Here is a 25,336-nt window from a genome sequence, read left to right as displayed (position 1 = left end):
ATAGCCTCGATAGCCTCGATCTTGCAGCTTCAGGTTGTTTGGAAACTAGAGATTCAATGAGCTTCCTCACCATCATTCTTGATAAGAATGATTGAGTGATGTGATTGTCTTTTGTACAAATTATGGCAAATGGCGAAGGTACATTGATTTCATTGACGATTCTTCCGTTTTCTCTCGTTAAATAAGAAAGTCATCATTTCCTCAAGAGAAACAATCATAGTGCTATTATGTGACGAATGCAGTGGTCTGGCTTTTCTCGCCAACAGCGCTTGCCTGTCTTCTCTTTTACTTATTTCTTTTCTAAGGCATACATGACAACAAATGCGATTAATCCGCCAGCGCAACAGCTGACGCTTCTTTTGATATTCGTGCTGGGTGCGATTGCTGCTCTTACGCCGCTTGCCATTGATATGTACCTGCCAGCCATGCCAGAAATCGCCCGTGATTTAATGGCAACGCCAGGGCAAGTGCAGCGCACACTGGCGGCCTATACTGCAGGCTTCGCCATTGGTCAGCTCATCCATGGGCCTATCTCTGACAGTTATGGTCGCAGACCTGTGTTGATTGGCGGTGTCGCATTATTCTTCGTGGGTGCCATCGTCAGTGCATTGGCCAATGACATTGAAACGCTGACCTATGTACGTGCTGCGCAAGGTTTCTGTGGCGCTGCAGCTGCAGTGGTTATTCAAGCTTTGGTTCGCGATATGTTTGATCGTGAAGAATTTGCGCGAACCATGTCGTTCATCACTCTCGTTATGACGGTGGCGCCGCTTGCTGCGCCAATGATGGGCGGTTATTTAGCGGTTTGGTTCGGTTGGCGCTCGATCTTCTGGTTGCTCGCGGGTTTCGCTGTGCTGGTCTTCATACTGATTATTGCTTTGATTCCTGAAACGCTGGCGATGGAAAAACGTCCACCGTTGCGAATTGGTTCCACGTTACGTAACTACCTCAAAATTCTGCGTTCTCGCTCCGCAGTGGGTTATATCTTTGCATCTGGCTTTTCATTCGCAGGGATGTTCTCGTTCCTGACGGCGGGCTCGTTTGTTTACATCGATTACTATGGCGTAAGCACAGAAAATTTCGGTTACTTGTTTGGCTTAAACGTCGTCTGTCTGATTGTCATGACGTCTATCAATGGCAAATTTGTTCGTCGCGTGGGTAGCGAAAACATGTTGAAAATTGGTCTGCTGATCCAACTGTGTGCAGGTATCGCTTTGATGGTGGCGCAGTTCCTTGATTTGGGGCTTTGGGGAACGGTGATCCCTGTGATTTTCTTCATCGGTACGATTTCCATCGTTGGCAGTAACTCAATGGCGTGTGTGTTAAGCGCATATCCAGAGCTGGCGGGGACTGCATCATCGTTGGCAGGTACAATGAGGTTTGGTACTGGTACCTTAGTTGGTGGTATAGTCGCGGCCATTCCGGTGCACTCAGCATGGCCTATGACAGGCGCAATGACTGGATGTGCCATTCTCTCCGCCCTCTTTTATTGGGGCTTAGCGAAAAAGTAAGAACATGAGCTACGTAGAAGATATTAAATTGCTCGTCGATACGGCGATGACAGAACTGCAAGACGCGAAAAACAATGGGAAAGTGCAAGCGAACCCAAACAGCGAAGAATCGTTTCTTTGTCGTTGGGTTGCACAGGCGGGCAAGAAGCAGCGCTTCAATCCCTCAGTGACGCCAAACATGACGGAATGGGTTCAGCAAGGCCGCAGTATGGGCAAAAATGCCAATATTAAGGGCCGAATGGCGCATATTTCCGCTGTTTATCACCATCAATTCCCAGTGGGCGACGAGCATGCTGCCATCACGCGCGAGCAATTTGATGGGTTTGTGACGTCTCTGGAAGACGCTGATTGGATGGTACACACCGAGCATGAGATCACGCGAAAAGTGCGCGTATTGTCTGACGGTCAACATTCTTTTGCTGTGTGTGCAAAAGCACTAACCGCGGGCTTTAATGACGCGGGAGAATTGACTAAGCCTTTGAGCCTCTACGTGCGAGGTCAAGAAGGGGGATTTGTTGAACTGCTGCTTTCACATGGTTTGTTAGCGACGAAAGTGACAGATTACAAATCCATTGTGAAATACCACGGCGAATACAAAATCTGGCCACACAATCGTGCAACGAGCTTGGTGGTATTGCCTGAAAGCTTAAAGCCTGCCAGTTAAACAAACACATCTGCATTTATGGGTGGCGTGAAGGACGAGTGTCTTTCGCGCCACTTTTTTTTGCGAGCGAAAAGGCCATTCCGCGGAAGATAAAGAGGTGCGCAGGCATCATGGCGAACCAATAAAGCAGCCCTCTAAACCCGGCTGGGTGCCACCACGCACAAATTTCCAGTGTTCGATAATCATCGTGATCCTCAATGGAAAACTCTAAACGACCCAATCCGGGCGCTTTCATGCCGAACAGAAGTGAGAGGAAACGGTTCTCTTCACATTGAATGACTTTCCAACTGTCAATGTAATCACCGGCTGATAAGGTTTCGCTGTTTGGGCGTCGCTTTTTCAGCGCGTCACCACCTATGGCTGCGTCCATGTAAGCGCGGGTTGTCCAAAGGGCGTTGCCAAAGAAATAGCCTTCATCGCCGCCGACCTTTTGAATCATGGCCCACAGCGATTCAATAGACGCATCCGTGTCGACTTTATATCCGGCTTTTTTCGGGTAGTACCCATAGCTTTTATGCCAACGCGCCAATGCATCAGGGTCATAACCCCAGATGTCGTTTTTAACGACATCGCTTTCTTGTGCAAGTGCTGATTCAACCGCGTGCTCAAAAGAGATATCAGGCAATGGCATGATGTCAGACAGTGGAGACGCTCCCGATGTGCTCCGGTTTGCGGGGATCAAGTCATGGTTGAGCCCTTGAATTAATGCTCGCGCAATGGGTTTTGGCACCGAAGTAACAAGCGACAGCCATGCCGCTGAAATACGCGGTGTGAGCCAAGGCATTTTGATGATCCAAATGCGCTTGTTAATGACGCGAGCAAAACGGCGCATTTGTCCTTCATAACTGATGGCTTCTGGTCCAATAGCATCAAAAACAGGCGAGCCTTCAATGGGATGTGAAATGAGCCGAGATAAATACTCCAGCATGGTTTCGAGCGCAACAGGGCATGATTTTGAAGTAACGGATGCCGGCGTGGTGATCACGGGAATGTTCATGACGATGTCACGCATCACTTCAAAAGCCGCTGATCCTGAACCGACAATGATCCCCGCACGTACTTCGATCACTTGCTTACCCGATTCTCGCAAGATGTTTCCTGTCGCTTTCCTTGCGGAAAGGTGCAAAGACTCTTCCCCCTCAGGCTGCGTCGCACCGAGGTAAATCACCCGTGACACCTGACTTTTATTGAGTTCGCGAGAGATATGACGAGCGATATCAAGCTCGTATTGGTAAAAGTCATTGCCCGATGCCATCCCATGCACAAGGTAGAACACAGTAGAAATGTCATGAAGGAGTGATTGTAAATTACCTTCGTCTTTAAGGTTCAGCGTGGTGAGTTCGACATGTGGATGGGCATGCCAGGGTTGTTTCTGGAGCTTCGACAGTGAACGTCCTGTGGCGGTGACATGGAATCCCATGCTGAGCAATCGCGGGACAAGATGGCTGCCTACATAGCCCGTCGCGCCAATCACCAATATTTTTTTAAGTTCCATGCTATGCCGCCTGTGACTGATCCAAATCTATACCCAAGCAATCAACTGCGTGTTTGTTATGCCTGCATTTGTCGTTTGTTTGCGTAGAGATGATTTGCGAATCGAATTTCGTTTGTTGATGAATATTAAAGCGATTGTATATAAATCCAAGGAAAGTGATGCATTGATGAGAGATAGTGGCATACCTCGATAGAACTTCCTGCTACATATCGGGTTTGAGCTAGAAAAGCATACACTCAGTGTTGATATTAAGACACATTCGTCGAGACAAATTACGCTTTCTTGTAGTCTTATAGTCAGCGGCTTACGTAAAGATTACGTCAATTTTTAATTCGAGCCCTGTAAAAATGTGCGCTTGATTCAAATATCTTTCTTGGCGTTCAATATTGCTGTAAATTGCTTCACCAGCCGAGGAAGACGAACTGAATTGGCGAATGTGTGTAATCTTGAGAGGGGAAATGATGTTAGAACTGATGGGGCTTTGCAAAGGTTACGTCGACGGGGGAGAGTTTCACCCTGTCTTGCAAGGTGCAGAACTAACATTAACAAAAAGCGACCAAGTTGCCTTGATGGGCGAGAGTGGTTCAGGCAAAAGTACCTTGCTGAACCTGATTGGTGGTCTTGACAACCCTGATTCTGGAGAAATCTGGGTAGACGGTACGGCACTTCACGCATTACCAGAGCGCGAACGCACGCGTTTTCGTCGTCATTCCATTGGCATGGTGTTCCAACAATTTAATCTCCTTCCAACACTGACCGTTGCCGATAACATTCGTTTTTGCCGCCAGCTCAAAGGGCTTTATGAAGACGAAAGCCTGTGGCGACAAATCATGTCTGCGTTAGATCTCATGCCATTGTTAGGTCGATACCCGGAAGAGATTTCGGGCGGGCAACAGCAGCGAGCTGCCATTGCACGAGCACTCTATATGGAGCCTAAAATTTTATTGGCTGATGAACCGACGGGTAGCCTTGATGAACGCAATGCAGACGCAGTAATGCGCCTGTTGACGACACTCACCACTGCCTTGGACTGTTCATTGCTGGTGGTTACACACAGTGAAAAAGTGGCGGATTACTTAGGCCGCTGTGTATCGCTACAAGGGGGCGTACTGAATGTCCGTGCCCGTCGCTAAAGCCCTTTTCGGTCACTATCGCCGACATCCGTTTCAAGTATTGCTGGTTTGGCTCGGCCTAACCTTAGGTGTTGCGCTACTGGTTGGCGTTATGTCGATCAACCAACACGCGCAAGACAGCTACCAAAAAGGTGCAAACCTTTTCACCAATCCTTTTCCCTATGTGCTTCACCACCGTGAGCGCGGCGCACGCATTGACGAATCAACGTACATTTCGATGCGTCGTAGCGGCTACAACCAGTGTGTACCTATTGATTTGTTCCGTACGCGCACTGCCGATGGTCGCGATATTCAACTGATGGGTGTCGATACGGTGGCAATGTTCGCGTTTAATGCGGCAAACCCTACTTCTCAGTATCAAGAAGAAAGGCCTTTCGTTGATGGCTATGGCACACAATGGGTCAGTGCTGAACTTGCAAACCACTTTGGTTGGCGAGAAGGACAAATGCTTTCGTTAGAAGGCGGTCAACAGATTGGTCCATTAAAGCTACTTGATGGCTCACGTATTGGTGCTGGTACGCGCTTGTTTGGCGATATGTCGGTCATTCGTGGTTTGTCTGACCACGATGGCTTTGCGCTTGTCTACTGTGGCGAAATGAGCAAAGAAGATCGTGAAACATTACGCAGCACCTTGCCTTCTACAGTGACGTTGTCACGCACGGAAACCGCGCAACTCGGGCCGCTTACTCGCGCGTTCCACTTAAACTTATTTGCGATGGGCATGCTGGCGTTCGTTGTTGGCTTGTTCATTTTCTACCAAGCGATTTCTTTGTCGATGGCACAGCGCCAGCCACTGGTCGGCATCATGCGTGAATTGGGCGTAGGCCGTAAATCATTGGCCGTGGTTGTTTCTATCGAAATGCTGATATGGCTTTTGCTGGGGTTGATCGGGGGCAATGTCACTGGCTTATTGCTCGCGCAAAAACTGATGCCAACAGTCGCGACGACCTTGAGCGACCTCTACGGCGCGAACGTTGACCTAACACTACAGTGGCAATGGGAGTGGGGGCTTTATAGCTTCTTACTTGGCGTATGTGGTTTTGTCCTTGCTTCTGGTTGGCCGCTTTACCGACTGCTGACTACACCGCCTGCGCGTTTGTCTAAACGCATGTCCTTGGTTCGCTTTTCGGGGCGTGAGTTCAGTTGGCAAGCTTTAGTCGCCTCGATCTTCTTGGTTGTCGCTGTGCTGGTTTACATCGCACCACAAAGCCAGGCCCAAGGCTTCACCTTGATTGCACTTATTTTGATTGGTGGTGGTTTACTGTTGCCGTTCATGATGTGGAAAGCTTTTTTATTGGTATCGGACCGTGTGAAGTCCGCCCGTATGCGTTGGTTCTTGTCTGATGCGTCAGCCAGCTTGACCTACCGTGGCATCGCCGCAATGGCATTCATGATGGCCATCGCGACGAACATCGGCATGGAAACCATGGTCGGGAGTTTTAGAACAACCACGGAAGGATGGCTGCAACAGCGTTTAGCTGCCGATATTTATATCCGTCCGGATAAAGAGATAGCCGCAGATCTCTCTTCTTGGCTAGAAGAGCAAGAGGGTGTCCAACAAAGCTTGGTGCAATGGCGCAATGACATAGAGACCGCGCAGGGCACCATTGAGGTTTACACCATCGGCACAAGCCGTGAAGAGCGTGAAGCACTCGCACTGAAAGTGACCATGCCGGATTACTGGAGCTATCTGCACCGCGATAACAACATGTTGATTAGCGAGTCGCTGGCACTCAAATTTGATTTACAGCCGGGTGAAACCATCAATTTACCCGAGCCATTTGGCGCTTCGTGGAAAGTCGCGGGCGTCTATTTCGACTATGGGAACCCGTATAGTCAGGTCATGATTTCGAATCGTTCTGATTTAATACCTTGGATGCAAGCGCAGGGTCGCGTTGGTGTGGCAGCTTTGTTAGAAGAAGGTATGAATGACGAGCAATTGGTGTCCCGCCTTCGTGATGAATTTGGGCTGCAAGAAACGCAAGTGAGTAATCAGCGCGATATCTTAGACCGCGCCATGCGCATCTTCGATCGCACTTTCTTGGTGACGGATACCTTGTGTACGCTTACGCTGATTATTGCAATATGTGGGCTGTTTTTCTCGACGTTAGCGACTGAGTTATCGCGTCAGCGTCAGTATGCGTTGCTTCGTTATATGGGCATTTCAGGCCGAGAGCTGGCATTTCTGGGGGGTGGGCAGTTGATGATGATTGGCTTGTTCTCAGCCTTGTTTGCCTTGCCGCTGGGTTTGATGATTGCTGAAGTGCTGATCAATATCGTATTGAAATACTCTTTCGGTTGGACGATGTCTGTGTCCTATTTTCCTTTGAGTTATCTCATTACGCTCGGTGGCTCATTGCTTACACTCTTATTGGCAGGATGTTGGCCCGTGTGGCGCTTGATTAAACGTTCGGCTGTTTTGTCTTTGAGGGATGCACAATAATGCTTCGTTCAGATAAACCAACGTCGACGATGGTCAAAATCATTGGCTGGAGCGCGATTACGCTGCTGTGTTTTCTCGCGCTGTTTGGTTCTGTGTTGTTTCATCACTCAGAGCCTGAACGCGGTGCGGTTGAAATGTTATTGGCAAGCAGTGACGAAGGCTTCGACCAAGTCACGCCAGACAAAGCATTGGTGTTTCCTGATGACTATGGCGTTCACGCCCGTTTTCGTCAGGAGTGGTGGTACATCACTGCGAACCTATCGGATAAGAATGGCCAGCAATACGGTGTGCAGTGGACCTTGTTTCGAAGCGCCATGTCGCCAGAGAGAAAAGAAGGCTGGAACGACAACCATATCTACATGGCACATTTTGTCGTGACATCAGCCAACGAAACGTATTCGGCTGAACGCTTTGCCCGTTCGGGCATTGGTCAAGCAGGGGTGACGTTGTCACCTTTTGAGGCGTGGATAGATAACTGGAGTTGGTCGTCCAAGGGAGATTTACCGTTTCCAGCAATACTGACGGCTCAGCACCAAAATGTGGGCATTGATTTAAACATGACGGCCAATAACCCCGAGATTTTGCAAGGCCAACAAGGCTATAGCCAAAAGCATGCATCTGAAAATGTCGCCTCTTATTACTTTAGTGTGCCGCGCATAGAAATGTCGGGAACACTGACCATTGATGGTCAAACCATCGATGTGTCTGGTCTTGGCTGGATGGACAGAGAGTGGAGCACAAAAGCCCTTAGCGACGATCAGCGAGGCTGGGATTGGTTTTCTCTGCAGCTTAATGACGGTCGCTCATTGATGTTAGCGCAAGTGCGCAGTGAGGCTGGACCACATCGATTTGGTGCGTTGATTAATGAAGACGGTACATCGCGTACGCTGACATCAGAAGAGATCACTATGATGCCGACATCGTTTTCGAAGATGGGCGAGGGGCGTTACATCCCAACACAATGGCAGGTGTCCGTAGCCAGTGAAGACATCGCTTTGACCACAGAGCCGCTGAATCATGACAATTGGCTGCCTTTCATGTTCCCTTACTGGGAGGGGCCGATTCAATTTGAAGGCTCGCATTCCGGTGTGGGTTTTATGGAAGCAACGGGCTACTGAACAGACACTATGCGCAGACACAAAAACGGAGGCAAAAGCCTCCGTTTTTTTATGCCCCTTTGCTGCCTCAATATATCCATGAAGTAATGAATCAATATACCGTTGCGAGAGAGCATGAAGTCGCAGGTTGATTAAACGAAATCAAACATGCTTGAATCAAGATCAGACGCAGTGAACTTATCCAAAACAATCTTGGTGTTCGCGTTATCGAATGTCATGATCGTATCTTCACCAGATTGACGAATGTTGATGTCACCCAGTTTGGTCGCCAACGTTTTCTGAATTTGGATAGTATCCAGATTCTGTTGGAAATCGAGAATGATGTCGTTTTCGCTGCTGTTGTTGAAGAAGAAGATGTCTGAACCACGGCCACCGGTTAGGATGTCACGACCCATACCACCGTCGATAAAGTCATTACCGCCACCGCCATCAATGCGATCTAGACCGTCGTGGCCAAAGATCTTATCGTTACCGGCTTCGCCCCATACCTTGTCGTTACCCAAGCCTGCGCGAATAAAGTCGTTACCTGACCAGCCGTAAAGCAGATCGTCACCCGTGTGGCCATCGATGTAATCGTTACCCAAACCGCCATAGATTTTGTCATTGCCTTCAAGGCCAATCAGGCGGTCATCGCCTTCTTCACCCAAAATGGTATCGTTACCCGAACCGCCATTCACGAAGTCGTTACCCAATCCACCGCTCAGGTAATCATTACCGGCACCGCCATAAACGTCATCATCGTTATCACGTCCGTAGATCTCATCGTTACCGAGACCGCCGTGCACTTCATCGTTGCCTAAGCCAGCGTTGATGTAATCATCGCCTTCGTTACCATGGATAAAGTCGTTACCTTGTCCTGCGAAAACGATGTCGTCGCCAGTCTCGCCATAAATGGTGTCGTTACCGTTATAGCCGTAAAGGGTATCGTCACCGTCGTTACCGTTGATGACATCATTGCCTTCGCCGCCATCGATGTAATCGTCACCTTGCTGACCAAACAACTCATCATCACCGTCGTTACCGAAGATTCTATCGTTGTCTTCTTGGCCAAACGCAGTGTCGTTACCCGCGCCGCCATTAAGAATATCGGCACCCGTGCCGCCGCGCAGTGCATCGTCACCGTCACCGCCATTCAGGGTGTCGTTGCCGGCTTCGCCCCACAGCACATCATTGCCTTTGTCACCGTTCAATGTGTCGTTGCCATCATTGCCAAACAACACATCTCTGTCAGCGCCGCCATGAAGGGTATCGTTACCATCACCGCCAATCAGGCGATCTTGACCAGCGCCACCGAAAAGGGTGTCATCGCCTTCATTGCCAAACAAACGGTCAGCACCGTTGCCACCATAAAGAAAATCAACACCGAGGCCACCTTCTACACGGTCATCACCATCATCACCGTAGAGGAAATCGTTACCAAAGCCACCACGTACCCAGTCATCACCGGTGCCACCACGAACTTCATCATCGTTGTCGCCGCCGATTACGGTGTCATTACCTGCACCACCATCGACATAATCTGTGTCTCCATCAGCACGAATAAAGTCGTCGCCGCCATACCCATAAATTTCGTCCGCACCAGGTGTGCCGATCAGAGTGTCATTCCCATTTGTGCCTTGAATAATATTGGCCATTTTATCTTCCGTATTCTTATAGGTTTAAGATCGTCTAAATACACAGACATTACTGTGATTGCGTGTCCGGCATGATTTGCTAAAGCGAAGAAAGCGCTTGCCGCACTGCAGAGTAATGATGCCATTTGAACGGAAAAAATTTCTCTCACAGACGAAACACCTACAAGAGATACGGACAATTGGTTACGTTTACAGCAATGACGTTCATTATTTTCTCATCGGTTTATCATTCTTTTATTTGGGGGTATTTGTGGTAGTTGAAGCTGTTGGGACGATATTTCTTCCAAAATAACGCGAATATACGATTCAAAAACAAGAATAGAAATGACGACACTTATATCGATCAATGTGCATATTGTTTTTTGAAATATTCTGAAACATTCAGTTCAAAATTTGATGAAACTGAAACCTGATGCTTTTCTCAGGTTTACATGAGTAATGTCTAAAATAATACAGCGTGTATGCAAATTAATACGCCCAAAGGTGACGAAAACGTCATGAGTCAGTGAAACTGAATGGCTTGTCTCTGAGAAAAAAATTGTGATCTTGCACGGCTAAAAGACTGAGGTTTTTATGAATACGAATCAGGATCATTGTTGTACATACCCAGCCTGACTATGGTTAACAAGTGAATTAACAATAGTGCAACATTGTCAGCGCGAGCGGGCATGTTCGCTTCGTTAGACGCTTCGTTAGGCAGACAGAGATAGGTGAATTCATGCTCCCAGTGATTTTAGGCACCGCGAAATTTGGCACCTACACAGACAAAGCCCATAGCTTTGACGTGCTAAATCAGTTCATCGCATTGGGAGGGAGTCGCATTGATACCGCGAACAATTACGCCTGCTGGCACCCAGATGGAAAAGGAGGAGAAAGCGAAGCCATTCTCGGAGAGTGGATTGCAGAGCAGAACAGAGCCAGCATCGAGGTCATGACCAAAATTGGCGCGCAATCTGTTGATGGTTTTACCTATGATCAACTGGATGGGTTAGCGCCAGACAACATACTGAAGTCCATAGATGAAAGCCTAACGCGCTTGCAAACCGATCATGTGGACGTGTTGTATGCGCATGTGGACGATTTACATACACCGCTACTCGACACATGGAAAACACTTTCAACCTTGGTTGAGCAGGGCATTGTTAAGCGCTTAGGGATTTCTAATTACCATGAGCCACGCGTTCTTGAATTGATGAACGTGATCAATGAAAACAACCTCGCCCCTGTGTCACACGCCCAATACCGCTATTCCTTACTTTCCCCTAATATCACGGCCAACTTTTCACCGCAGGTCGTGATGAGTGAGCATCTCTTTGGTGTGTTGAAACATCTTGATGTAAGGCCCGAGATCATCGGATATAGCCCATTACTTGATGGTGCATTTGAAGACTCTGCCGATGAACTGCCCGAAATGTACGATAACCTCTTGAACTGCATGCTCGTCGAACAACTGCAAGAACAAGCCAATGCAATGGGAATGACCACATCAGCTTGGGTTCTCAAAGTGATCCACGACTATGGCGTTACACCTGTCACCGCTGCATCTCATCCCGATAGATTGAAGAGTAATCTCTCAGCCTTTCTCTAAAATTACGCGTTGTACAAAGCTAAGTGTCTAAAAAGTGACCTTGCATTGGCTGATTGGGTATACATCATAGGTTTAGCTTGTGCTAACGTAGAGGGTGTAAAGTTTGAAACTGTTGTAACCCTTAACCAAAACATGGATACATTTGAATGATTAAGCCAATGGTTACCATCGGGCTGGTTTCTTTGCTTGCCGCGTGTTCATCCGCGCCAGATCCTATGGATGAGCGAATTGAAGCCGCCATTAAACTTTGTCAAAGTGACAGCGCAAAGGCCTTTTCCAACACTGTTGATGGGCTGCGCGTCATGTGTCACAGCGGCAGTTCGTACATTATTCGTGGCGGCATCTCGTTGGATAAGATCGTAGAGCTTGACCGTGTTTACTGCTCAAGCATGGGGATCCGAGATTTCGTATCCACGAAAGATGAAGAGATTAAGCTGTCTTGTAACGATGGCTCCAATTACGTTCTATAATGCTCTGTTCTATCGAATGACTAAGCAAACAGCATTTTAAAACCAATTATTAAAAAGCGAGCACAACAATGAAAAAACTACTTATATCGCTGTTCTCCGTTGTCGTCATGGCGGGCTGTTCATCCCTAGAAACGGCAGAATCCATGCCTAACCCCGATCAACGCGTTGTCGATAATCGCCTCAACATCTCAACTGATCTGAACGCAACCTACTGCGAAGGGAAAGGCTTTGAGAAGTACCTAGAACGTGAGAAATATTATACATTTACGTGCAAAGACGGCGCGTTCTTCAACATAGCAAAGTGATGCTGAGAAGCTAAAAAGCTTTAATGTAATTTAAAAAACGCTGACCTCGGTCGGCGTTTTTTTGTTTCTGCAGTTGATGCGCATCTTGCGTTCGGCATATGCAAATCAATGTGATGGAAAAGCAGCTGAGCGACAGCGGCTAGAGGAGTACGCAAAAGCCCAAGCAAAAAAGAGCTGTCAATGCCCGAAATACGGGGGAACGGGCGTGACAAGGGTGGTTGATACCTGCTCAGGTTGCGGAGGGAGAGGAAGCGTGACGCTTAAGGCGGATGGAGTGCGAAAGCATCTGAGGCAGGCGGGGATGTCGCAGGTGAGTGATAGCGTGTGGAGCGGGGAGCTAGAGGGGTTGTTTGAAAGGGTGTTGATGGGGCTTTATTGGGAGGGGGATAAGGTGAGCCGAAGGCTCACCCAGGAGTTAAATGGAGCATGTTCAGCTGATGGTTAAAATTCGCTGTACAAGAAAGTCACATTCAATTCTGTTTATGATAGTTTGATTGTTAATTTTATCCAGCCTTGGATGCTTTGTCTTTTGATTTTGATATGTATTCTTCACCTGTAAGTTCGGATTTTACGAAATTATCATCTAGTAAAGTTAGGAAATGATTGCAGCGGCCTATAGTGGAAATGTCAAACTTATCTCCTGATTCATTAAGCTTTAGTTTTTCTTTATAAAAACTTTTGCTCATTGCGAATTCAATTATACTCTTGTTTTCAAGTTTTTTCTCAATAACAGGTGAATGCCTATACACCTTAACAAACTTTCTAGCAAAACTAGTGTCGTTGGTTATTCTTTGTGAAAAGCTATCTAAGCATTCAACAATGTCCATTGACTTCAATATCGATAAGTTTTTCGATGCTTTTGCATGTATAATATCCGAAAAAGAAAGTTCCTTTTCTAAGGTGGTAACATTTTCAATATAGTAATTATTGTTGAGTTTTGCTACAACAAAACTATCTGTAAGCCTCAAAACATCATCAGTAAGCTTCACAACTCTAGTATTATGGGTGGTGAGAAATGTCTTTCTGTCAGATTTCCACATTGAGCTGTGATGAATATTTTGATAGAAGCACATCGTCATACCATCTGTGTTTCTTAATCTAATTATGAATGCTTTTAATGTTTTGAGTCCATGGTTTTTTGCCTGGTATACTTCCAGTCTTTCGTTTGCTTTTAGAGCCTCGACTTTATCAATAAGAGAAAATTCATATGGCATTTCATCAAAATCAAAGTGGTATAAGGTATGCTTTCTATCATCATAATTTGATAGGGGCGGGCATGTGAAAGATTCATTATTAGTATATTTCTTTTTCATTCCATTGACGAATTCTTTTCTAAAATCGTCTAATGATTCATTGTTTACGTCAGAGTCATATATATTGTTTCCTGAATCAACAAAAAAAACACTAATTCCAATGCAATTATCCACTATTTTTTTAATTGATTCTTTAGCCTGGGCCGTTTTCACTTTTTACTTCCTTTACAAAACAGACATTAGTTGATAGGAATTTATATGATACATTAACATCTTTTTTTAAATTGCTCTTTGTAATTACTACTATGGAACAATAGTGATTTTGACTATCGGAGAGGTCAGTGATAAATAGCTGATAACCAAATAATGCTAATGTGGGGTTTGCATAGTATTTTCCAGTTTTAATAAGCATTGCGCCTATAAGAGTTATTAGCATTATATACGCTAATAATTTTGGAATTGAGTCAAAGTTTAAACCTACAAAAGGAATTATATATGTTGCTAAAAATGTTAGGTTTTCATAGTCATGATTTTTGCAACTAAGTACACGTAATGTATCACTACATCCACCTGAAAGGTCATATTCAAACTCTCTTCTGATAACCTCACAATATATGACCATACATAACATAAAGCCCGATAGCCAGTTTGCAATTAAATAATCGACCACAGATTTTTCAGAGCAGGTTGTTATTTTATCACATGAAAGTGTATCTATGGAAAGGACAGCAACTAATAAAAATAAAAACATAAGTGAGAGAATGTAAAGCTTTATCTGCTTAGTTAATTTCATTATATGTGCGCCTTAATGTTTTTTTAAAAAAGCAAGGAAGGGTCTATGTTTTCTTACTGAAGGTGTCTTTTATAATTAACAATCGGATTGCTTTCAATGCTGTGAATTTTTATCAGAGTTTCACTCCATCAAAGAACTTATGATTTCAACTGTATAGCCAAAATTTTCAAGAAGTTTATAGAAAGAGTTTACATGATTTGCACCACAGATAACTAGAACACTGTCGCTGGTTAGTTTGGATATTCTTCTCTCCCACTCATCTTCACGTTTACTATACATTTCTTGTTGCTTAAGTTTGAGTTCCGACTGAGCTTCATGTGAAGTATAATTATCATGTTTCATGATTATTTCATGATCGATGTGACTAAGGTTTCTCGGGATTCCCAACGAAACTCTTTCATTTACATTTGGTTCAATATTTCGGTATTCTAAATTTAATTTCTTTACTACTTGTTCAATAACAGACTTTTCATCATTTATTTCTTCTGCAATAGCGCCTATGTTTTTGCAATCGACCACCTGCTCTAAAAAATCGGAAAAGTCTGTTCTTGATAAATCCTTTTGAGTCGTATGACTAGTTCCAATTATGAATATTTTCTTCAACTGTATCTCCTAAAATACAAAATGTATGAACCGCCCTTGTAAGGATTTGTCTAGGCTACCGCCCTTCACTTATCGGCACGCAACACGCCATCACTGTCTAAAGCTTTTGGTGTGAATGTACCACAGAGTGCATAAAGATCGGTATGACTTAGAGCGTGGTTGTTGTGCGATTGGTGAGGTTTTGTTCAACGGAATTAGGTGGTTGCAGTGCGAGATAGGGCGCCCATAAAGCTGCCTACTGGCTGTTGGTCATGGTCAGCACGCCTACATTGCGAGATCTAGACTTCAATTAGTGGCCACGTACTGCGAAAGTAACGCCACAGATTAAGAAGAGAACAATAAACCAAATAATTAGAGGTAAAGGGTTTCCATTCTTTGCTTCTGAAGCAAGATATGCATTGAATTCTTTTTTGCTTTGTCTCCTACCGTACTGTGATGAATGGTTGTGTTGAGCCAAAGGTGTTGTCCCCGTTTCAACATATTGCTTTGCCGAGTTCAGTGTTGGAACTGGGCCAAAGTCATGTGATCCATTTCCGTTAAGTATGAGCCAGCCTGAGCCCTGTTTTACGATAAACCGCCCATCTTCCACCGAGTAATGACCCGCTTGAATTCTACTAACCTTCATCAACACTAACTCCCCAATACACAGAAGATAGAAATTTACTACAGCATGTGTAGGGCGAGACTTGATTTCGATCGTGTGTAATGTCGATTTTGAAAATATTATTCAATTAAATTAAATGTTTGTATTGCTTCGGGATAGGAAGTTCAAAGTTTATCCAGACCGCATCACAGTTTTAAATCAGATATGGCTAAAACAGAATTTAACCATTGAAAATAGGGGATAGGGCTCATATTTTCATCTAGAGAGATTGGCTCTCTAAGATAAAGGATAACCATCGTGGCTCTTAAACCTGGTCCAAAACCAATTGCAAAATCTACTGGCAAACCTGATCAACGCAGACGTGATAATAAAAAGACTCCAGGAAATAACCCAAACTTAAAACCAAGTAAGTCTTCGCAAAAATAGTTCTTTAGTATGGATTAGGTTTAAGGGGAAGGGACTCCCCACAAGTACATTAGGCGAAATTTAGTAGACTCATTACAGCAGTTAACTATCTTTAAATTCTTCATAGGATTTGGGTTCACTATGCTTCGCAATCTCTAATGTTCTAGAAAAGGATTCAGACAAATTCTTGTCATCAGGGTTATCCTGCTTTCGTTTCGCTAAGTTTCTTAGATTTAGCCATATAATCGAAAAAATATTAGCCATACGGATCTCCTGTTTATTGCAGCTTATTAGTGGGTAATCTCGATTTTTATTGAAAAGCTATGGCCCTTCGCTTCTCGACACGCAACAAGTCATCACTGTCTAGACTTTTGGCTAGAATGTACCACAAGGTTCTTAAGGATAGGCTTGATTTAGTTCGCAGTTGTAGTGTGAGTGGTGAGGTTTTGTTCAAATAAATTAGATGGTTGCAGGGTGAGAGGATTTGGCCGCTCGGGGCGGCCAGCAGGCAGAAATCTAGTTTTAGAGCTTTAGAGGGTTATAGTCGTGTCTATTCGTGCATCTTTATAATATTTTTGCACCGTAGCCACTTCAAATGCGATTTGTTGATGTCTCGTTTTATAGTGCTCTATCTGAGAACCTAATGATAAGCATTGCTCATTAGATGCTTCAATCTCAATTGATAAATCCCTATTTCTGCTCATCAACTGCTCAATATGTTCATTTAACAACCTATTGCTTTCGTTTGAAGCGTCTAGTTCGTTTTGTAAGTTATTCAGTTGCTCTTCATACTCTTCTGAAAGTTCTATTTTTAGCCTTTCCTGTTCGTTGGCAATAAAATTTTTATAGAATATATGTGCTGCAAGCAAGGCTCCAAACACAGACATTCCTATATAGAGCCAAAACTCATTAACATCAATAATGTAATTCACTATCTATTTCCAAAAGGTTAAATTGCAAGCCAACCAGAATATTTGGCATCGACAATTTTATCATCCAAGATTTGAAGCTATCAATCTCCAATTTTGTAAGTGCCAAATTTGACGTTAACTTTAAGAGTGCAGTTTACCTAGGAACAGTTTTATATAAATGATAGGTTAATTTAATGTTATCTATAAATAATAATCCGTAACTCTTGTTCGGTATTTTTTAACGCTAAACCTCAAAGAACACAAACATTGAAAATGTCCTGCTGTCAGAAAACCTAGATCTTGCTTATGAGACGAAAAACGCTAGAATGAATACTGTATGTATAGACAGTATGAAATATGAACGTTATCCCTATGTTTGCCAGTGCCGGTATCACTGGCTTTGAATCTCCAGCCAGTGATTACCGTCAACTGCCTTTAAGCCTAGATGAACTGCTTGTCGAGCATCCAAGTGCGACGTTTATTGGTAAAGCGTCGGGTGAGTCTATGCAAGGTGTGGGGATTTTCGACGGCGATATCTTGGTCGTTGATCGTCACGTTACTGTCAGAGACGGCGATGTGATTGTGGCGAATTTAAACGGGGAGTTTATCTGTAAGCTGCTTGATGTCCCGCGTCGACTTCTGCTTTCAGCCAATGACAAGTATTCCTCTGTCGCTATCACCAAACATGACATCTTCACGATAGAGGGGGTTGTGATCCGCTCAATCCGTTGTCACCGTCAGAGTCCGCTTCTGTGTTCGCGTTAGTTGATGCTAATTCCTTTTACTGCAGTGCTGAACAGGTATTCAGACCTGATTGGCGCGGCAAACCGGTCATCGTGCTTTCAAATAACGATGGCTGTGTCGTTGCAGCGAACCGCCAAGCAAAAGAGGCGGGTATCGAGAAGTTCAAACCTTACTTTCAAGTCCGTGCGCGTTGTGAAGCGGCAGGGGTTATTGTCTGTTCATCAAACTACGAGCTTTATGGTGATTTGTCAGAACGCATGATGCAGGTGATCGGGCGCTTTGCACCCGAGCAGCATGTGTATTCCATCGATGAGTCATTCTTGTCTTTTCATCGCTGCAGTGCGGTACCTGATTTACGCGAACAGGGGCATGCATTGCGTCAAGCAGTATGGAAAGAATGCCGATTAGCGGTGGGTGTGGGCATGGGCCAAACATTGACCTTGGCGAAAGCGGCAAACCATGCGGCGAAGAAGATAGCAGGATACAACGGTGTCTGTGTGTTGGATTCGGAAACAACGCGCATTGAGGTGCTTTCGCTCATGGAAGCAGGGGATGTCTGGGGCGTTGGCCGGAAGATTGCTGCACGGTTGAAGTTTCAAGGAGTGAACACAGCATTGCAGTTATCCAAGATGCCTACGGGTCTTGCGCGTAAGGAATTCAACGTCGAAATGGAACGCACGGTCAGGGAGCTAAACGGGGAGGTCTGCAAAGGGTGGGACGTGGCCCGCGCTGACAAGAAGCAGATCTTCTCAACGCGTTCGATGGGTGAGCGGATTCAGGATGAAGAATCGCTACGCCAGGCATTGTGTAAACACGCAGGAATTGCAGCAGCGAAAATGCGCGCACAAGGGTCTTTGTGTTCTGTGTTGATGGTGTTTGCGGGTAACTCTCCGTTTGATGAAAAGCCAAAGAGCTTTAAGCAGATGGTGCACTTTGCGTTTCCGGCAGATGACACGGCGGTGATCACGTCGGCAGTAGCGGCGATGGTGCCGAGGTTGTTTCAAGAGGGTGTGCGTTATTACAAGGTGGGTGTTGGGCTGCTTGATTTAGTGAACGCCAAGCACGTGCAGCCAGATTTGTTTAACACTCAGCCAGGGAACCCTGCGTTGATGCAGGCGTTTGATGGGCTCAATCAGCGTTATGGCACCGGTGCGGTGTTCATGGCTGCGCAGGGAATCGATCCGAAGTGGGGCATGCGGCGCGAGTTTTTGTCTCCGCAGTACACGACAAGGTGGGATGATGTGCCGGTGGTGAGGTGTTGAGCTGAAGGGCTTCAGTTGCAGCCCTTCTTCGTATGGCACACGTGATAATAGATGCAATCGCCCCTTGCTGATTAGAGTGAGCAAGACATCTTAACGGCCTGAGATTAATAATGTTTTTATTAGCCGTCTAACCTTTGATTATGACGGTTTTTGCTATTTTATCGTGAAAACATTGCTTACGTTTATCGAATGCAGCCCAGAAGAAGCCTAAACCTAAAGGAATAAAAGATATAAAATATGCTAGATACCTTAGTACTAATCGAGGTGTTGACACTGGTCCAAGTGTCTCTGCATCTACTAACTTCATGCCAAACAACATTTTGCCAGGAGTAGCCGATTTCAGTCGCCAAAAAGTAATGACAAAGACCACAGGTAATAAATAAAGAACTGCACTGGCAGATAGCGAAAACTCAGTGCTATCGATAAAAGCTTCTCTCCCAAAGGCAAGCAGCACAATAGTTAATCCGACAATGCTCATCCAAATATTGTCGATGATTGTAGCTACTGCACGAGCCCAAAATCCTACATACTTTGTATCTTCAGCCATTAAAACTCCTTTATTACTTTACGTTGTATGAAAAAATATTGTCATACTGCTTAAAAAAAAGACATCGTAGGCGAATAAAGGCTTCGTTGCAAAGCTAACAAGGAAGATTGAGATCCACATTTTATTCACGTTGGGTTGGAAGGAGAAAGAATAGGTTCTCTGGTTTTATTATTTGATGTAAATGGTTGGTCACCATCGATTTTATTTTCTGCCTTAAGTTGGTTTACTATCTTTCTAATAAGCAAACCCAATGACATAAATACGAAAAGTGACCACGTAGCTATCATCAAATGGCTATCATATTGGTACTTTCAATATTCTCGTTGTAGTGATAATTAAGGATTCCACCTAGAACAAATGATAATGATACGGCTAGCATTATTAGTGGATGGCAAACAAATGAGTGATGAAACGCTCTCCTAGATTTTTGATCAATCCAAAGGCTAAGCGTTGGCACTGCAACGAGAAAGTACTTCTCTCTGTTCTCGGGTGTTATCACTCTTCATTTATTGTTGCGCAGTTTGGCAGTTTGGCAGTTTGGCAGTTTGGCAGGGTTAATTTAATTCATAATAGTGGCTCAATGACAGCATGCTCTCTGTAAAGGGAAAGTTCGCGTAAAGGGAAAGCCTACAGCTATTTGTATGTTTCACTTCACTTCGGCTTTCATTAAATGGGCAATGCTATTCGCGCCATTTGGGTTTACGCGGCACGACTTCAACACCACGTTGGTAGCGTTTTGCAATGGCATTCAACGTCAGTTCCAGTGCGTGCTCGCTAATGAGTTCAAATTGCTGAGGCAGGGAATGCACTTTCAGTGGAAGAAAGTCCAACATGCGGTTATCACCGAAGGTTGCGAACGTCATCTTTTGTCCGATTTCAGGGTGAACTAACAATGCATCAAGCACGCCTTCAAACAAGGTGTAGGAAGTCGTAAGAATGGCGTCGGGCAATTCGCCCCTTTTGTACCAATCAATGACGATGCGTTTTCCTTCTTCTTGCGAGAAGTGAGCACCGTAAGCGACTTGGGTTAGCACATTGCCTTTTCGTGCAGCGGAGAGAAAGCCTTGCTCGCGTTCTTTCGACACGCCTAACTCAGCGACAGCCCCAACCAGCCCGATGGATGCAACGTTGTGGGTGATGAGCTTTTCGGTCAATGAGAATGCGCCGTCTAAATCCTCACTGATCACACTGGCAAAGGTTTCGTCATCTAACGCGCGATCAATGGCAATAACTGGCGTACCTGATGCTTGAATGGATGGATAGAACTGCGTATCGGCGGGCAGGGCAGTGGCGACAATCAGGGCGTCTATTTTGCGACTCACCAAGGTATTCACTACCTGCATTTCTGTTTCAGGATCGTCGTCTGAGCAACTGATGATGAGCTGGTAGCCTGCTTGACGAGCATTACGTTCAAGCAGCTTGGCAATTTTGGCGTAACTGGTGTTTTCTAGGTCTGGGATCACTAAACCGAAAGATCGGCTTGTGCCAGCTCGAAGGGCGCTTGCAGCGTGGTCTGGGCGGTAGTTGTGTTGATTCACCACTTCCATGACTTTCTGTTGCGTGCGTTCACTGATGCGATATTTCGCCGACTTTCCATTAATCACATAGCTTGCGGTGGTTCGCGATACACCGGCTAAGCGCGCAATTTCATCTAGTTTCATTCGATGACGATCCTTGTTCTGTGCGCATGATCATAAAACGCGTTAAGGAAGATTAAGACTCTTTGCATTATAAGCTGAATGGATTCAGCATTAAAGCTGAAAGGTTTCAGCAAGATTTGAAAATGTGCGAGAAGCCTCTTTTTTCGATTAAAAGCTGAAACGATTCAGCTAGATTTAAAGCTACGTTTTCAGCTGAAGATTTCAGATAAAGGTTTTCACTAACGGTGAAAGCAGTATCCGAATCGAAAGCACGGTAGCGGATACGAATCAGTAAACACGACGATGAATTCGAAAGGGTAGAGATTTCTGCCCAAGGTTGAGGAAAGAACATGTTGGAACTGACCACGCAAGACATCCTTTTAGGAAAGCATGCCAGTAACAAAGAAGAGGCGATAAAGCGTATCGCGACCGATCTCGTGTCCAAAGGCCTTGTGGCTGACGGCTACGAACGTGGCATGTTGGCGCGGGAACAACAAAACTCGACGTTTTTGGGGAACGGTATCGCTATTCCTCACGGCACGACGGATACCCGTAACCTGGTGAAACAAACGGGTGTGCAAATTCACCACTTCGCCAATGGCGTTGACTGGGGAGACGGTAACACCGCATTTCTGGCCATTGGTATTGCAGCAAAGTCTGGTGAGCACCTTGGCATTTTGAAACAACTGACGCATGTGTTGTCGAGTGACGGTGTTGAAGACGCGCTGAAAAAAGCAGAAAGCGCAGAGCAAGTGTTGGCGGTGTTAAAAGGTGAAAACCAACAACCCCTGCTGTTTGATGAATCGTGCGTGACGCTGCATTTTCCTGTCGCAGAATTAACCTCAATGAGCGCAGTGTGCGCAGGAAAACTGAAGAATGCGAAAGCAGTGACGCAGGAGTTTGTTGCAGATCTTGTCGCTAAAGTGCCAACCCATATTGGGCAGGGCTTGTGGGTGACGTCTTCGTCAAAGGGCGTAAATCAAACCGCGTTGTCTTTGGTCACTGTTGAAAGTGAATTCCACCAAGACGGACACCCAGTGAAAGGTTTGCTGACCGTTGCGGGGAAAGGCACGGAATACATCGAGGCACTGAACAATGTCACCAACTTGCTTATTAGCAACAAACTAGGGGATATGTTCAATGCATCCGCTGCTGATGCGGTGAAAATGTTGCTTGAAGTGCGTCAATCGGGCTTGAGCGAAACGTTCAAAATCAAAAATGCTCATGGTTTGCATGCCCGTCCAGGTGCTTTGCTGGTGAGTGTGGCGAAGACGTTTGATTCACAAATCTGGGTAACGAACGTGACCGCTGAAGGTAAGCAAGTTAATGCGAAAAGCTTGATGAAAGTGATTGCGCTAGGCGTGAAACAAGGTCATGAGTTGGCGTTCGTTGCAGAGGGTGCTGATGCTCAGCAGGCGTTAGACGCCATTGGCATTGCAATTTCAAATGGTTTGGGTGAGGGGTAAATCATGAGCACATTGAATGTTGTTACCGTGACGTTAAACCCTGCGCTGGATATGACAGGCGCGATGGGGGAACTCAACGCGGGTAGCGTTAACTTGATTTCATCGTCGAATCTGAACCCAGGTGGCAAGGGCATTAACGTTGCGAAAGTGCTGGCTGATCTCGGTGCAAATGTCACCGTGACGGGGTTCTTGGGGGATGAGAACCAAGACCCGTTTGTGCACCTGTTCGAGCAACAGACGATTACCGACAAATTTGTCCGTGTAACTGGTGCATCTCGCATTAACGTGAAGTTAGTTGAAGAGAGTGGCCGTGTCACCGATCTGAATTTCCCTGGCGTAGAAGTCAGCGAGAAAGACGTTTCTGCATTTGAAGCAACCCTGTTTTCTTTGGCTGATACGCACGATGTGTTTGTGATTGCGGGCAGTTTGCCACGCGGTATTTCTCCAGACACGTTGAAGCGCTGGATCCTTGCTCTGCTCGAGCAAGGCAAGAAAGTGTTCTTCGATAGCAGCAATGCTGCGTTAACCGAAGGACTTAAAGCAACGCCTTGGCTCATCAAGCCTAACGATGAAGAGTTGTCGCAGTGGGCGGGCCAAGAACTGACATCGGAACATGCATTGATGCAAACCGGTGAAGCACTTGCTGAAACCGGCATTCAAAATGTGGTGATTTCACGGGGTGCTGACGGTGTACTTTGGTTTGCGAATGGCAAGTGGCTTCAAAGCCAACCACCCAAAATGCAGGTTGTGAGCACGGTTGGCGCTGGGGATACCCTCGTCGCTGGCATGTGCTGGGGTGAATTAAATCAATGGTCACGCGAACAAACCCTTGGCTTTGCAACCGCGCTCTCGGCGCTGGCTGTGACGCAAGTGAATGTGGGTGTTGAGAACATTATTGACGTTGAAAACCTGAAGAATCAGATCAGCGTGAAGCCACTTACCAACGAAAACGAAAAGGGATAATGCAGATGAAAGCCGTCATCATTACAGCTTGCCCGAGCGGTATAGCGAATACCATTATTGCAGCAGGTCTGCTTGAGAAAGCCGCGTCATCGTTGAAATGGCCTGTTTCAATCGAGTGCCAGACCAGCGTTAAAGCCATTGAAAACGTATCTTTGGACGCTATCGACGGTGCGGAGTTCATCCTTGCGGTGGGTCCTGTCGCTGATATGGCGCGTTTTGCCGGTAAGAAGGTGTATCAAGCATCGGTAGACGCGGTTTACCAAGACGCGGCAGCACTTTTAGAAACCGCTGCATCAAAGGCAACGCCTTATGTGCACACTAACGAGGCGAGTGAATCTGCTGCTTCTGCACAACAGCGTATTGTCGGTATTACCGCGTGTCCAACTGGGGTTGCTCATACCTTCATGGCTGCTGAAGCACTGGATGAAGAAGCGCGTTCACAGGGCATGTGGGTAAAAATCGAAACCCGAGGATCTGTGGGTGCGAAAAACCAGCTAACAGCCGAAGAGATAGCGCAAGCAGACTTGGTGTTCATTGGCGCAGATATTGACATCGACATGGCGCGTTTTGATGGTAAACGTGTGTACCGCACCAGCACGGGCGCAGCGCTGAAGAAAACCAAACAAGAATTGGCGTCAGCGTTCGAGCAAGCCGAAGTGTATAAACATGGCGGTGCGAAATCTGATCAAGGCAACAAGCAAGAACGCACGGGGGTGTATAAACACCTGATGACCGGTGTGTCGCACATGCTGCCATTGGTTGTGGCGGGTGGTCTTTGTATTGCACTGTCATTCGTCTTCGGTATCGAAGCCTTTAAAGAAGAAGGCACATTGGCTGCAGCCTTGATGGAAATCGGCGGCGCGAGTGCGTTTGCGCTAATGGTGCCTGTGTTGGCGGGCTTTATTGCGTTCTCAATTGCTGATCGTCCAGGCCTTGCGCCGGGTCTTATCGGCGGCATGTTAGCAAGCTCAACCGGCGCGGGTTTCCTTGGCGGTATTGTGGCGGGTTTCTTAGCAGGTTACACGGCGAAGTTTATTGCCGACAAATTAGTGTTACCTGACTCTATGTCTGCATTGAAACCGATTCTGATCATTCCGTTGTTGGCGAGTTTGGTCACGGGCTTGGTGATGATTTTCGTGGTGGGTGGCCCTGTGGCCGGCATCATGAACAGCCTCACTGAATTTTTGAACAGCATGGGCTCGACCAATGCCGTATTGTTAGGTGTGATCCTCGGTGCAATGATGTGCTTTGACTTAGGTGGTCCCGTTAACAAAGCCGCCTATACCTTTGGTGTTGGTTTACTGGCATCTTCTACCTACACACCGATGGCGGCGGTGATGGCGGCTGGCATGGTGCCTGCAATGGGCATGGGCTTGGCAACCTTTTTAGCGCAACGTAAGTTTAATCCTCAAGAGCGAGAAGCCGGTAAAGCCTCGTTTGTTCTTGGCTTGTGCTTTATCTCAGAAGGTGCGATTCCTTTTGCCGCGCGTGACCCTATGCGTGTTATCCCTGCCTGTATGGCGGGAGGCGCGTTAACAGGTGCGTTGTCTATGCTAATTGGTGCAAAACTGTTGGCACCGCACGGTGGTATGTTTGTGCTCTTCATTCCGAATGCTATTACGCCTGTGTTCTTGTATGTAGGTGCGATTCTGGCCGGTACTTTGGTGACGGGCTTCTTGTACGCGGCATTGAAACAATCGGAAAGTACGACTGAAAGTAAGGTTGTGCAAACCGCATAAGCGCCCAGTGGTGGGAGATCGATTTCTCGCCTTACGGAAGATAAA

General features: G+C 46.1%; 23 protein-coding genes. 13 read left to right on the top strand and 10 right to left on the bottom strand.

Annotated features, from left to right (window positions below):
• Nucleotides 1–311: 311 nt before the first annotated feature.
• Nucleotides 312–1,511 carry a Bcr/CflA family multidrug efflux MFS transporter gene (locus tag BCT27_RS22460; RefSeq protein ID WP_102318861.1) on the top strand — a complete coding sequence of 400 codons (1,200 nt, stop codon included), beginning with the start codon at nt 312–314 and terminating at the stop codon, nt 1,509–1,511.
• Between the two features lie 4 nt (nt 1,512–1,515).
• Entirely contained in the window at nt 1,516–2,175 is a 660-nt protein-coding gene (locus BCT27_RS22455) for a DUF2913 family protein (RefSeq protein WP_102396822.1), read from the top strand.
• A gap of 16 nt (nt 2,176–2,191) precedes the next feature.
• Here BCT27_RS22455 and BCT27_RS22450 read toward each other — a convergent pair whose 3' ends face one another.
• Nucleotides 2,192–3,670, bottom strand: a complete 1,479-nt coding sequence (locus tag BCT27_RS22450; protein WP_102396821.1) for a DUF2867 domain-containing protein — start codon at nt 3,668–3,670, stop codon at nt 2,192–2,194.
• 461 nt (nt 3,671–4,131) lie between these two features.
• Here BCT27_RS22450 and BCT27_RS22445 point away from each other — a divergent pair, with 461 nt between their 5' ends.
• From BCT27_RS22445 to BCT27_RS22435, 3 genes are read left to right on the top strand one after another with little or no spacing between them, the layout of a single operon-like run.
• Entirely contained in the window at nt 4,132–4,803 is a 672-nt protein-coding gene (locus BCT27_RS22445) for an ABC transporter ATP-binding protein (protein ID WP_102396864.1), read from the top strand.
• Nucleotides 4,784–7,246 carry an ABC transporter permease gene (locus tag BCT27_RS22440; protein ID WP_102318814.1) on the top strand — a complete coding sequence of 821 codons (2,463 nt, stop codon included), beginning with the start codon at nt 4,784–4,786 and terminating at the stop codon, nt 7,244–7,246. Before BCT27_RS22445 ends, BCT27_RS22440 begins: the two co-directional genes overlap by 20 nt.
• The gene (locus BCT27_RS22435) at nt 7,246–8,364 is read left to right on the top strand and encodes a lipocalin-like domain-containing protein (protein ID WP_102396820.1); all 1,119 of its coding nucleotides are present in this window, start codon (nt 7,246–7,248) and stop codon (nt 8,362–8,364) included. Before BCT27_RS22440 ends, BCT27_RS22435 begins: the two co-directional genes overlap by 1 nt.
• A 131-nt stretch (nt 8,365–8,495) precedes the next feature.
• Here the strand turns inward: BCT27_RS22435 and BCT27_RS22430 are convergent, their stop codons facing one another.
• A complete protein-coding gene (locus BCT27_RS22430) occupies nt 8,496–9,998 on the bottom strand; it encodes a calcium-binding protein (protein ID WP_102396819.1) in 1,503 nt (500 codons plus the stop codon).
• 718 nt (nt 9,999–10,716) lie between these two features.
• Here BCT27_RS22430 and BCT27_RS22425 point away from each other — a divergent pair.
• The 3 genes from BCT27_RS22425 to BCT27_RS22415 all read left to right on the top strand — a co-directional run bounded on the left by BCT27_RS22425 (nt 10,717) and on the right by BCT27_RS22415 (nt 12,361).
• Complete coding sequence (locus BCT27_RS22425; protein ID WP_102396818.1) at nt 10,717–11,586, top strand: aldo/keto reductase; 870 nt, start codon at nt 10,717–10,719, stop codon at nt 11,584–11,586.
• Between the two features lie 146 nt (nt 11,587–11,732).
• Nucleotides 11,733–12,056: a hypothetical protein gene (locus tag BCT27_RS22420; protein ID WP_102396817.1), complete on the top strand. Its 324-nt coding sequence runs from the start codon at nt 11,733–11,735 to the stop codon at nt 12,054–12,056.
• Nucleotides 12,057–12,124: 68 nt separating this feature from the next.
• The gene (locus tag BCT27_RS22415; RefSeq protein ID WP_017013503.1) at nt 12,125–12,361 is read left to right on the top strand and encodes a putative periplasmic lipoprotein; all 237 of its coding nucleotides are present in this window, start codon (nt 12,125–12,127) and stop codon (nt 12,359–12,361) included.
• A gap of 503 nt (nt 12,362–12,864) precedes the next feature.
• Here the strand turns inward: BCT27_RS22415 and kwaB are convergent.
• The 6 genes from kwaB to BCT27_RS22385 form a co-directional block, all read right to left on the bottom strand.
• Nucleotides 12,865–13,827, bottom strand: coding sequence for an anti-phage protein KwaB (kwaB, locus tag BCT27_RS22405; RefSeq protein ID WP_102396816.1), 963 nt, complete (start codon nt 13,825–13,827; stop codon nt 12,865–12,867).
• A complete protein-coding gene (gene kwaA / locus BCT27_RS22400; RefSeq protein WP_102396815.1) occupies nt 13,808–14,407 on the bottom strand; it encodes an anti-phage protein KwaA in 600 nt (199 codons plus the stop codon). The genes kwaB and kwaA overlap by 20 nt, the downstream gene beginning before the upstream one ends.
• Before the next feature lie 120 nt (nt 14,408–14,527).
• Entirely contained in the window at nt 14,528–15,010 is a 483-nt protein-coding gene (locus BCT27_RS22395) for a hypothetical protein (RefSeq protein WP_102396814.1), read from the bottom strand.
• A 289-nt stretch (nt 15,011–15,299) separates the two neighbouring features.
• Complete coding sequence (locus BCT27_RS22390; RefSeq protein ID WP_277872035.1) at nt 15,300–15,638, bottom strand: hypothetical protein; 339 nt, start codon at nt 15,636–15,638, stop codon at nt 15,300–15,302.
• A gap of 483 nt (nt 15,639–16,121) precedes the next feature.
• Nucleotides 16,122–16,283 (bottom strand): hypothetical protein, encoded by a 162-nt coding sequence (locus BCT27_RS25515; protein ID WP_157939245.1) that lies wholly within the window; start codon nt 16,281–16,283, stop codon nt 16,122–16,124.
• Nucleotides 16,284–16,549: 266 nt separating this feature from the next.
• A complete protein-coding gene (locus BCT27_RS22385; protein WP_102396813.1) occupies nt 16,550–16,951 on the bottom strand; it encodes a hypothetical protein in 402 nt (133 codons plus the stop codon).
• 336 nt (nt 16,952–17,287) lie between these two features.
• Between BCT27_RS22385 and umuD the strand changes: the two genes are divergently transcribed.
• Both umuD and BCT27_RS22375 read left to right on the top strand, forming a co-directional pair.
• Complete coding sequence (gene umuD / locus BCT27_RS22380) at nt 17,288–17,695, top strand: translesion error-prone DNA polymerase V autoproteolytic subunit (protein ID WP_102396812.1); 408 nt, start codon at nt 17,288–17,290, stop codon at nt 17,693–17,695.
• Nucleotides 17,683–18,936: a Y-family DNA polymerase gene (locus BCT27_RS22375; RefSeq protein WP_102396811.1), complete on the top strand. Its 1,254-nt coding sequence runs from the start codon at nt 17,683–17,685 to the stop codon at nt 18,934–18,936. Before umuD ends, BCT27_RS22375 begins: the two co-directional genes overlap by 13 nt.
• A gap of 127 nt (nt 18,937–19,063) precedes the next feature.
• On the opposite strand, the gene BCT27_RS22370 is transcribed toward BCT27_RS22375, so the two are convergent.
• Together BCT27_RS22370 and cra are read right to left on the bottom strand one after the other, a co-directional pair.
• Nucleotides 19,064–19,483, bottom strand: coding sequence for an RDD family protein (locus BCT27_RS22370; RefSeq protein WP_102318823.1), 420 nt, complete (start codon nt 19,481–19,483; stop codon nt 19,064–19,066).
• Between the two features lie 680 nt (nt 19,484–20,163).
• On the bottom strand, nt 20,164–21,144 hold the full coding sequence (gene cra / locus BCT27_RS22365) for a catabolite repressor/activator (protein ID WP_102396810.1): 981 nt from the start codon (nt 21,142–21,144) through the stop codon (nt 20,164–20,166).
• A gap of 329 nt (nt 21,145–21,473) precedes the next feature.
• Here cra and fruB point away from each other — a divergent pair, with 329 nt between their 5' ends.
• The 3 genes from fruB to fruA are packed head-to-tail and all read left to right on the top strand — an operon-like array spanning nt 21,474 to nt 25,291.
• Nucleotides 21,474–22,589 carry a fused PTS fructose transporter subunit IIA/HPr protein gene (gene fruB, locus BCT27_RS22355; protein ID WP_102396808.1) on the top strand — a complete coding sequence of 372 codons (1,116 nt, stop codon included), beginning with the start codon at nt 21,474–21,476 and terminating at the stop codon, nt 22,587–22,589.
• A 3-nt stretch (nt 22,590–22,592) separates the two neighbouring features.
• Nucleotides 22,593–23,552: a 1-phosphofructokinase gene (gene pfkB / locus BCT27_RS22350; RefSeq protein ID WP_102396807.1), complete on the top strand. Its 960-nt coding sequence runs from the start codon at nt 22,593–22,595 to the stop codon at nt 23,550–23,552.
• A gap of 5 nt (nt 23,553–23,557) precedes the next feature.
• Complete coding sequence (gene fruA, locus BCT27_RS22345) at nt 23,558–25,291, top strand: PTS fructose transporter subunit IIBC (RefSeq protein ID WP_198597604.1); 1,734 nt, start codon at nt 23,558–23,560, stop codon at nt 25,289–25,291.
• Nucleotides 25,292–25,336 lie beyond the last annotated feature (45 nt).

Origin of the sequence: Enterovibrio norvegicus (assembly GCF_002876705.1) — a bacterium.
Taxonomy (GTDB): Bacteria; Pseudomonadota; Gammaproteobacteria; order Enterobacterales; family Vibrionaceae; genus Enterovibrio; species Enterovibrio norvegicus_B.
This window is presented reverse-complemented; position numbering and strand designations above follow the sequence as displayed.

What these genes read in the sequence shown, in the direction of transcription:
- BCT27_RS22460 (WP_102318861.1), top strand. Translation starts at nt 312, where the DNA reads ATGACAACAAATGCGATTAATCCGCCAGCGCAACAGCTGACGCTTCTT.
- BCT27_RS22455 (WP_102396822.1), top strand. Translation starts at nt 1,516, where the DNA reads ATGAGCTACGTAGAAGATATTAAATTGCTCGTCGATACGGCGATGACA.
- BCT27_RS22450 (WP_102396821.1), bottom strand. Translation starts at nt 3,670, where the DNA reads ATGGAACTTAAAAAAATATTGGTGATTGGCGCGACGGGCTATGTAGGC.
- BCT27_RS22445 (WP_102396864.1), top strand. Translation starts at nt 4,132, where the DNA reads ATGTTAGAACTGATGGGGCTTTGCAAAGGTTACGTCGACGGGGGAGAG.
- BCT27_RS22440 (WP_102318814.1), top strand. Translation starts at nt 4,784, where the DNA reads ATGTCCGTGCCCGTCGCTAAAGCCCTTTTCGGTCACTATCGCCGACAT.
- BCT27_RS22435 (WP_102396820.1), top strand. Translation starts at nt 7,246, where the DNA reads ATGCTTCGTTCAGATAAACCAACGTCGACGATGGTCAAAATCATTGGC.
- BCT27_RS22430 (WP_102396819.1), bottom strand. Translation starts at nt 9,998, where the DNA reads ATGGCCAATATTATTCAAGGCACAAATGGGAATGACACTCTGATCGGC.
- BCT27_RS22425 (WP_102396818.1), top strand. Translation starts at nt 10,717, where the DNA reads ATGCTCCCAGTGATTTTAGGCACCGCGAAATTTGGCACCTACACAGAC.
- BCT27_RS22420 (WP_102396817.1), top strand. Translation starts at nt 11,733, where the DNA reads ATGATTAAGCCAATGGTTACCATCGGGCTGGTTTCTTTGCTTGCCGCG.
- BCT27_RS22415 (WP_017013503.1), top strand. Translation starts at nt 12,125, where the DNA reads ATGAAAAAACTACTTATATCGCTGTTCTCCGTTGTCGTCATGGCGGGC.
- kwaA (WP_102396815.1), bottom strand. Translation starts at nt 14,407, where the DNA reads ATGAAATTAACTAAGCAGATAAAGCTTTACATTCTCTCACTTATGTTT.
- BCT27_RS25515 (WP_157939245.1), bottom strand. Translation starts at nt 16,283, where the DNA reads ATGGCTAATATTTTTTCGATTATATGGCTAAATCTAAGAAACTTAGCG.
- umuD (WP_102396812.1), top strand. Translation starts at nt 17,288, where the DNA reads ATGAACGTTATCCCTATGTTTGCCAGTGCCGGTATCACTGGCTTTGAA.
- BCT27_RS22370 (WP_102318823.1), bottom strand. Translation starts at nt 19,483, where the DNA reads ATGGCTGAAGATACAAAGTATGTAGGATTTTGGGCTCGTGCAGTAGCT.
- cra (WP_102396810.1), bottom strand. Translation starts at nt 21,144, where the DNA reads ATGAAACTAGATGAAATTGCGCGCTTAGCCGGTGTATCGCGAACCACC.
- fruB (WP_102396808.1), top strand. Translation starts at nt 21,474, where the DNA reads ATGTTGGAACTGACCACGCAAGACATCCTTTTAGGAAAGCATGCCAGT.
- pfkB (WP_102396807.1), top strand. Translation starts at nt 22,593, where the DNA reads ATGAGCACATTGAATGTTGTTACCGTGACGTTAAACCCTGCGCTGGAT.
- fruA (WP_198597604.1), top strand. Translation starts at nt 23,558, where the DNA reads ATGAAAGCCGTCATCATTACAGCTTGCCCGAGCGGTATAGCGAATACC.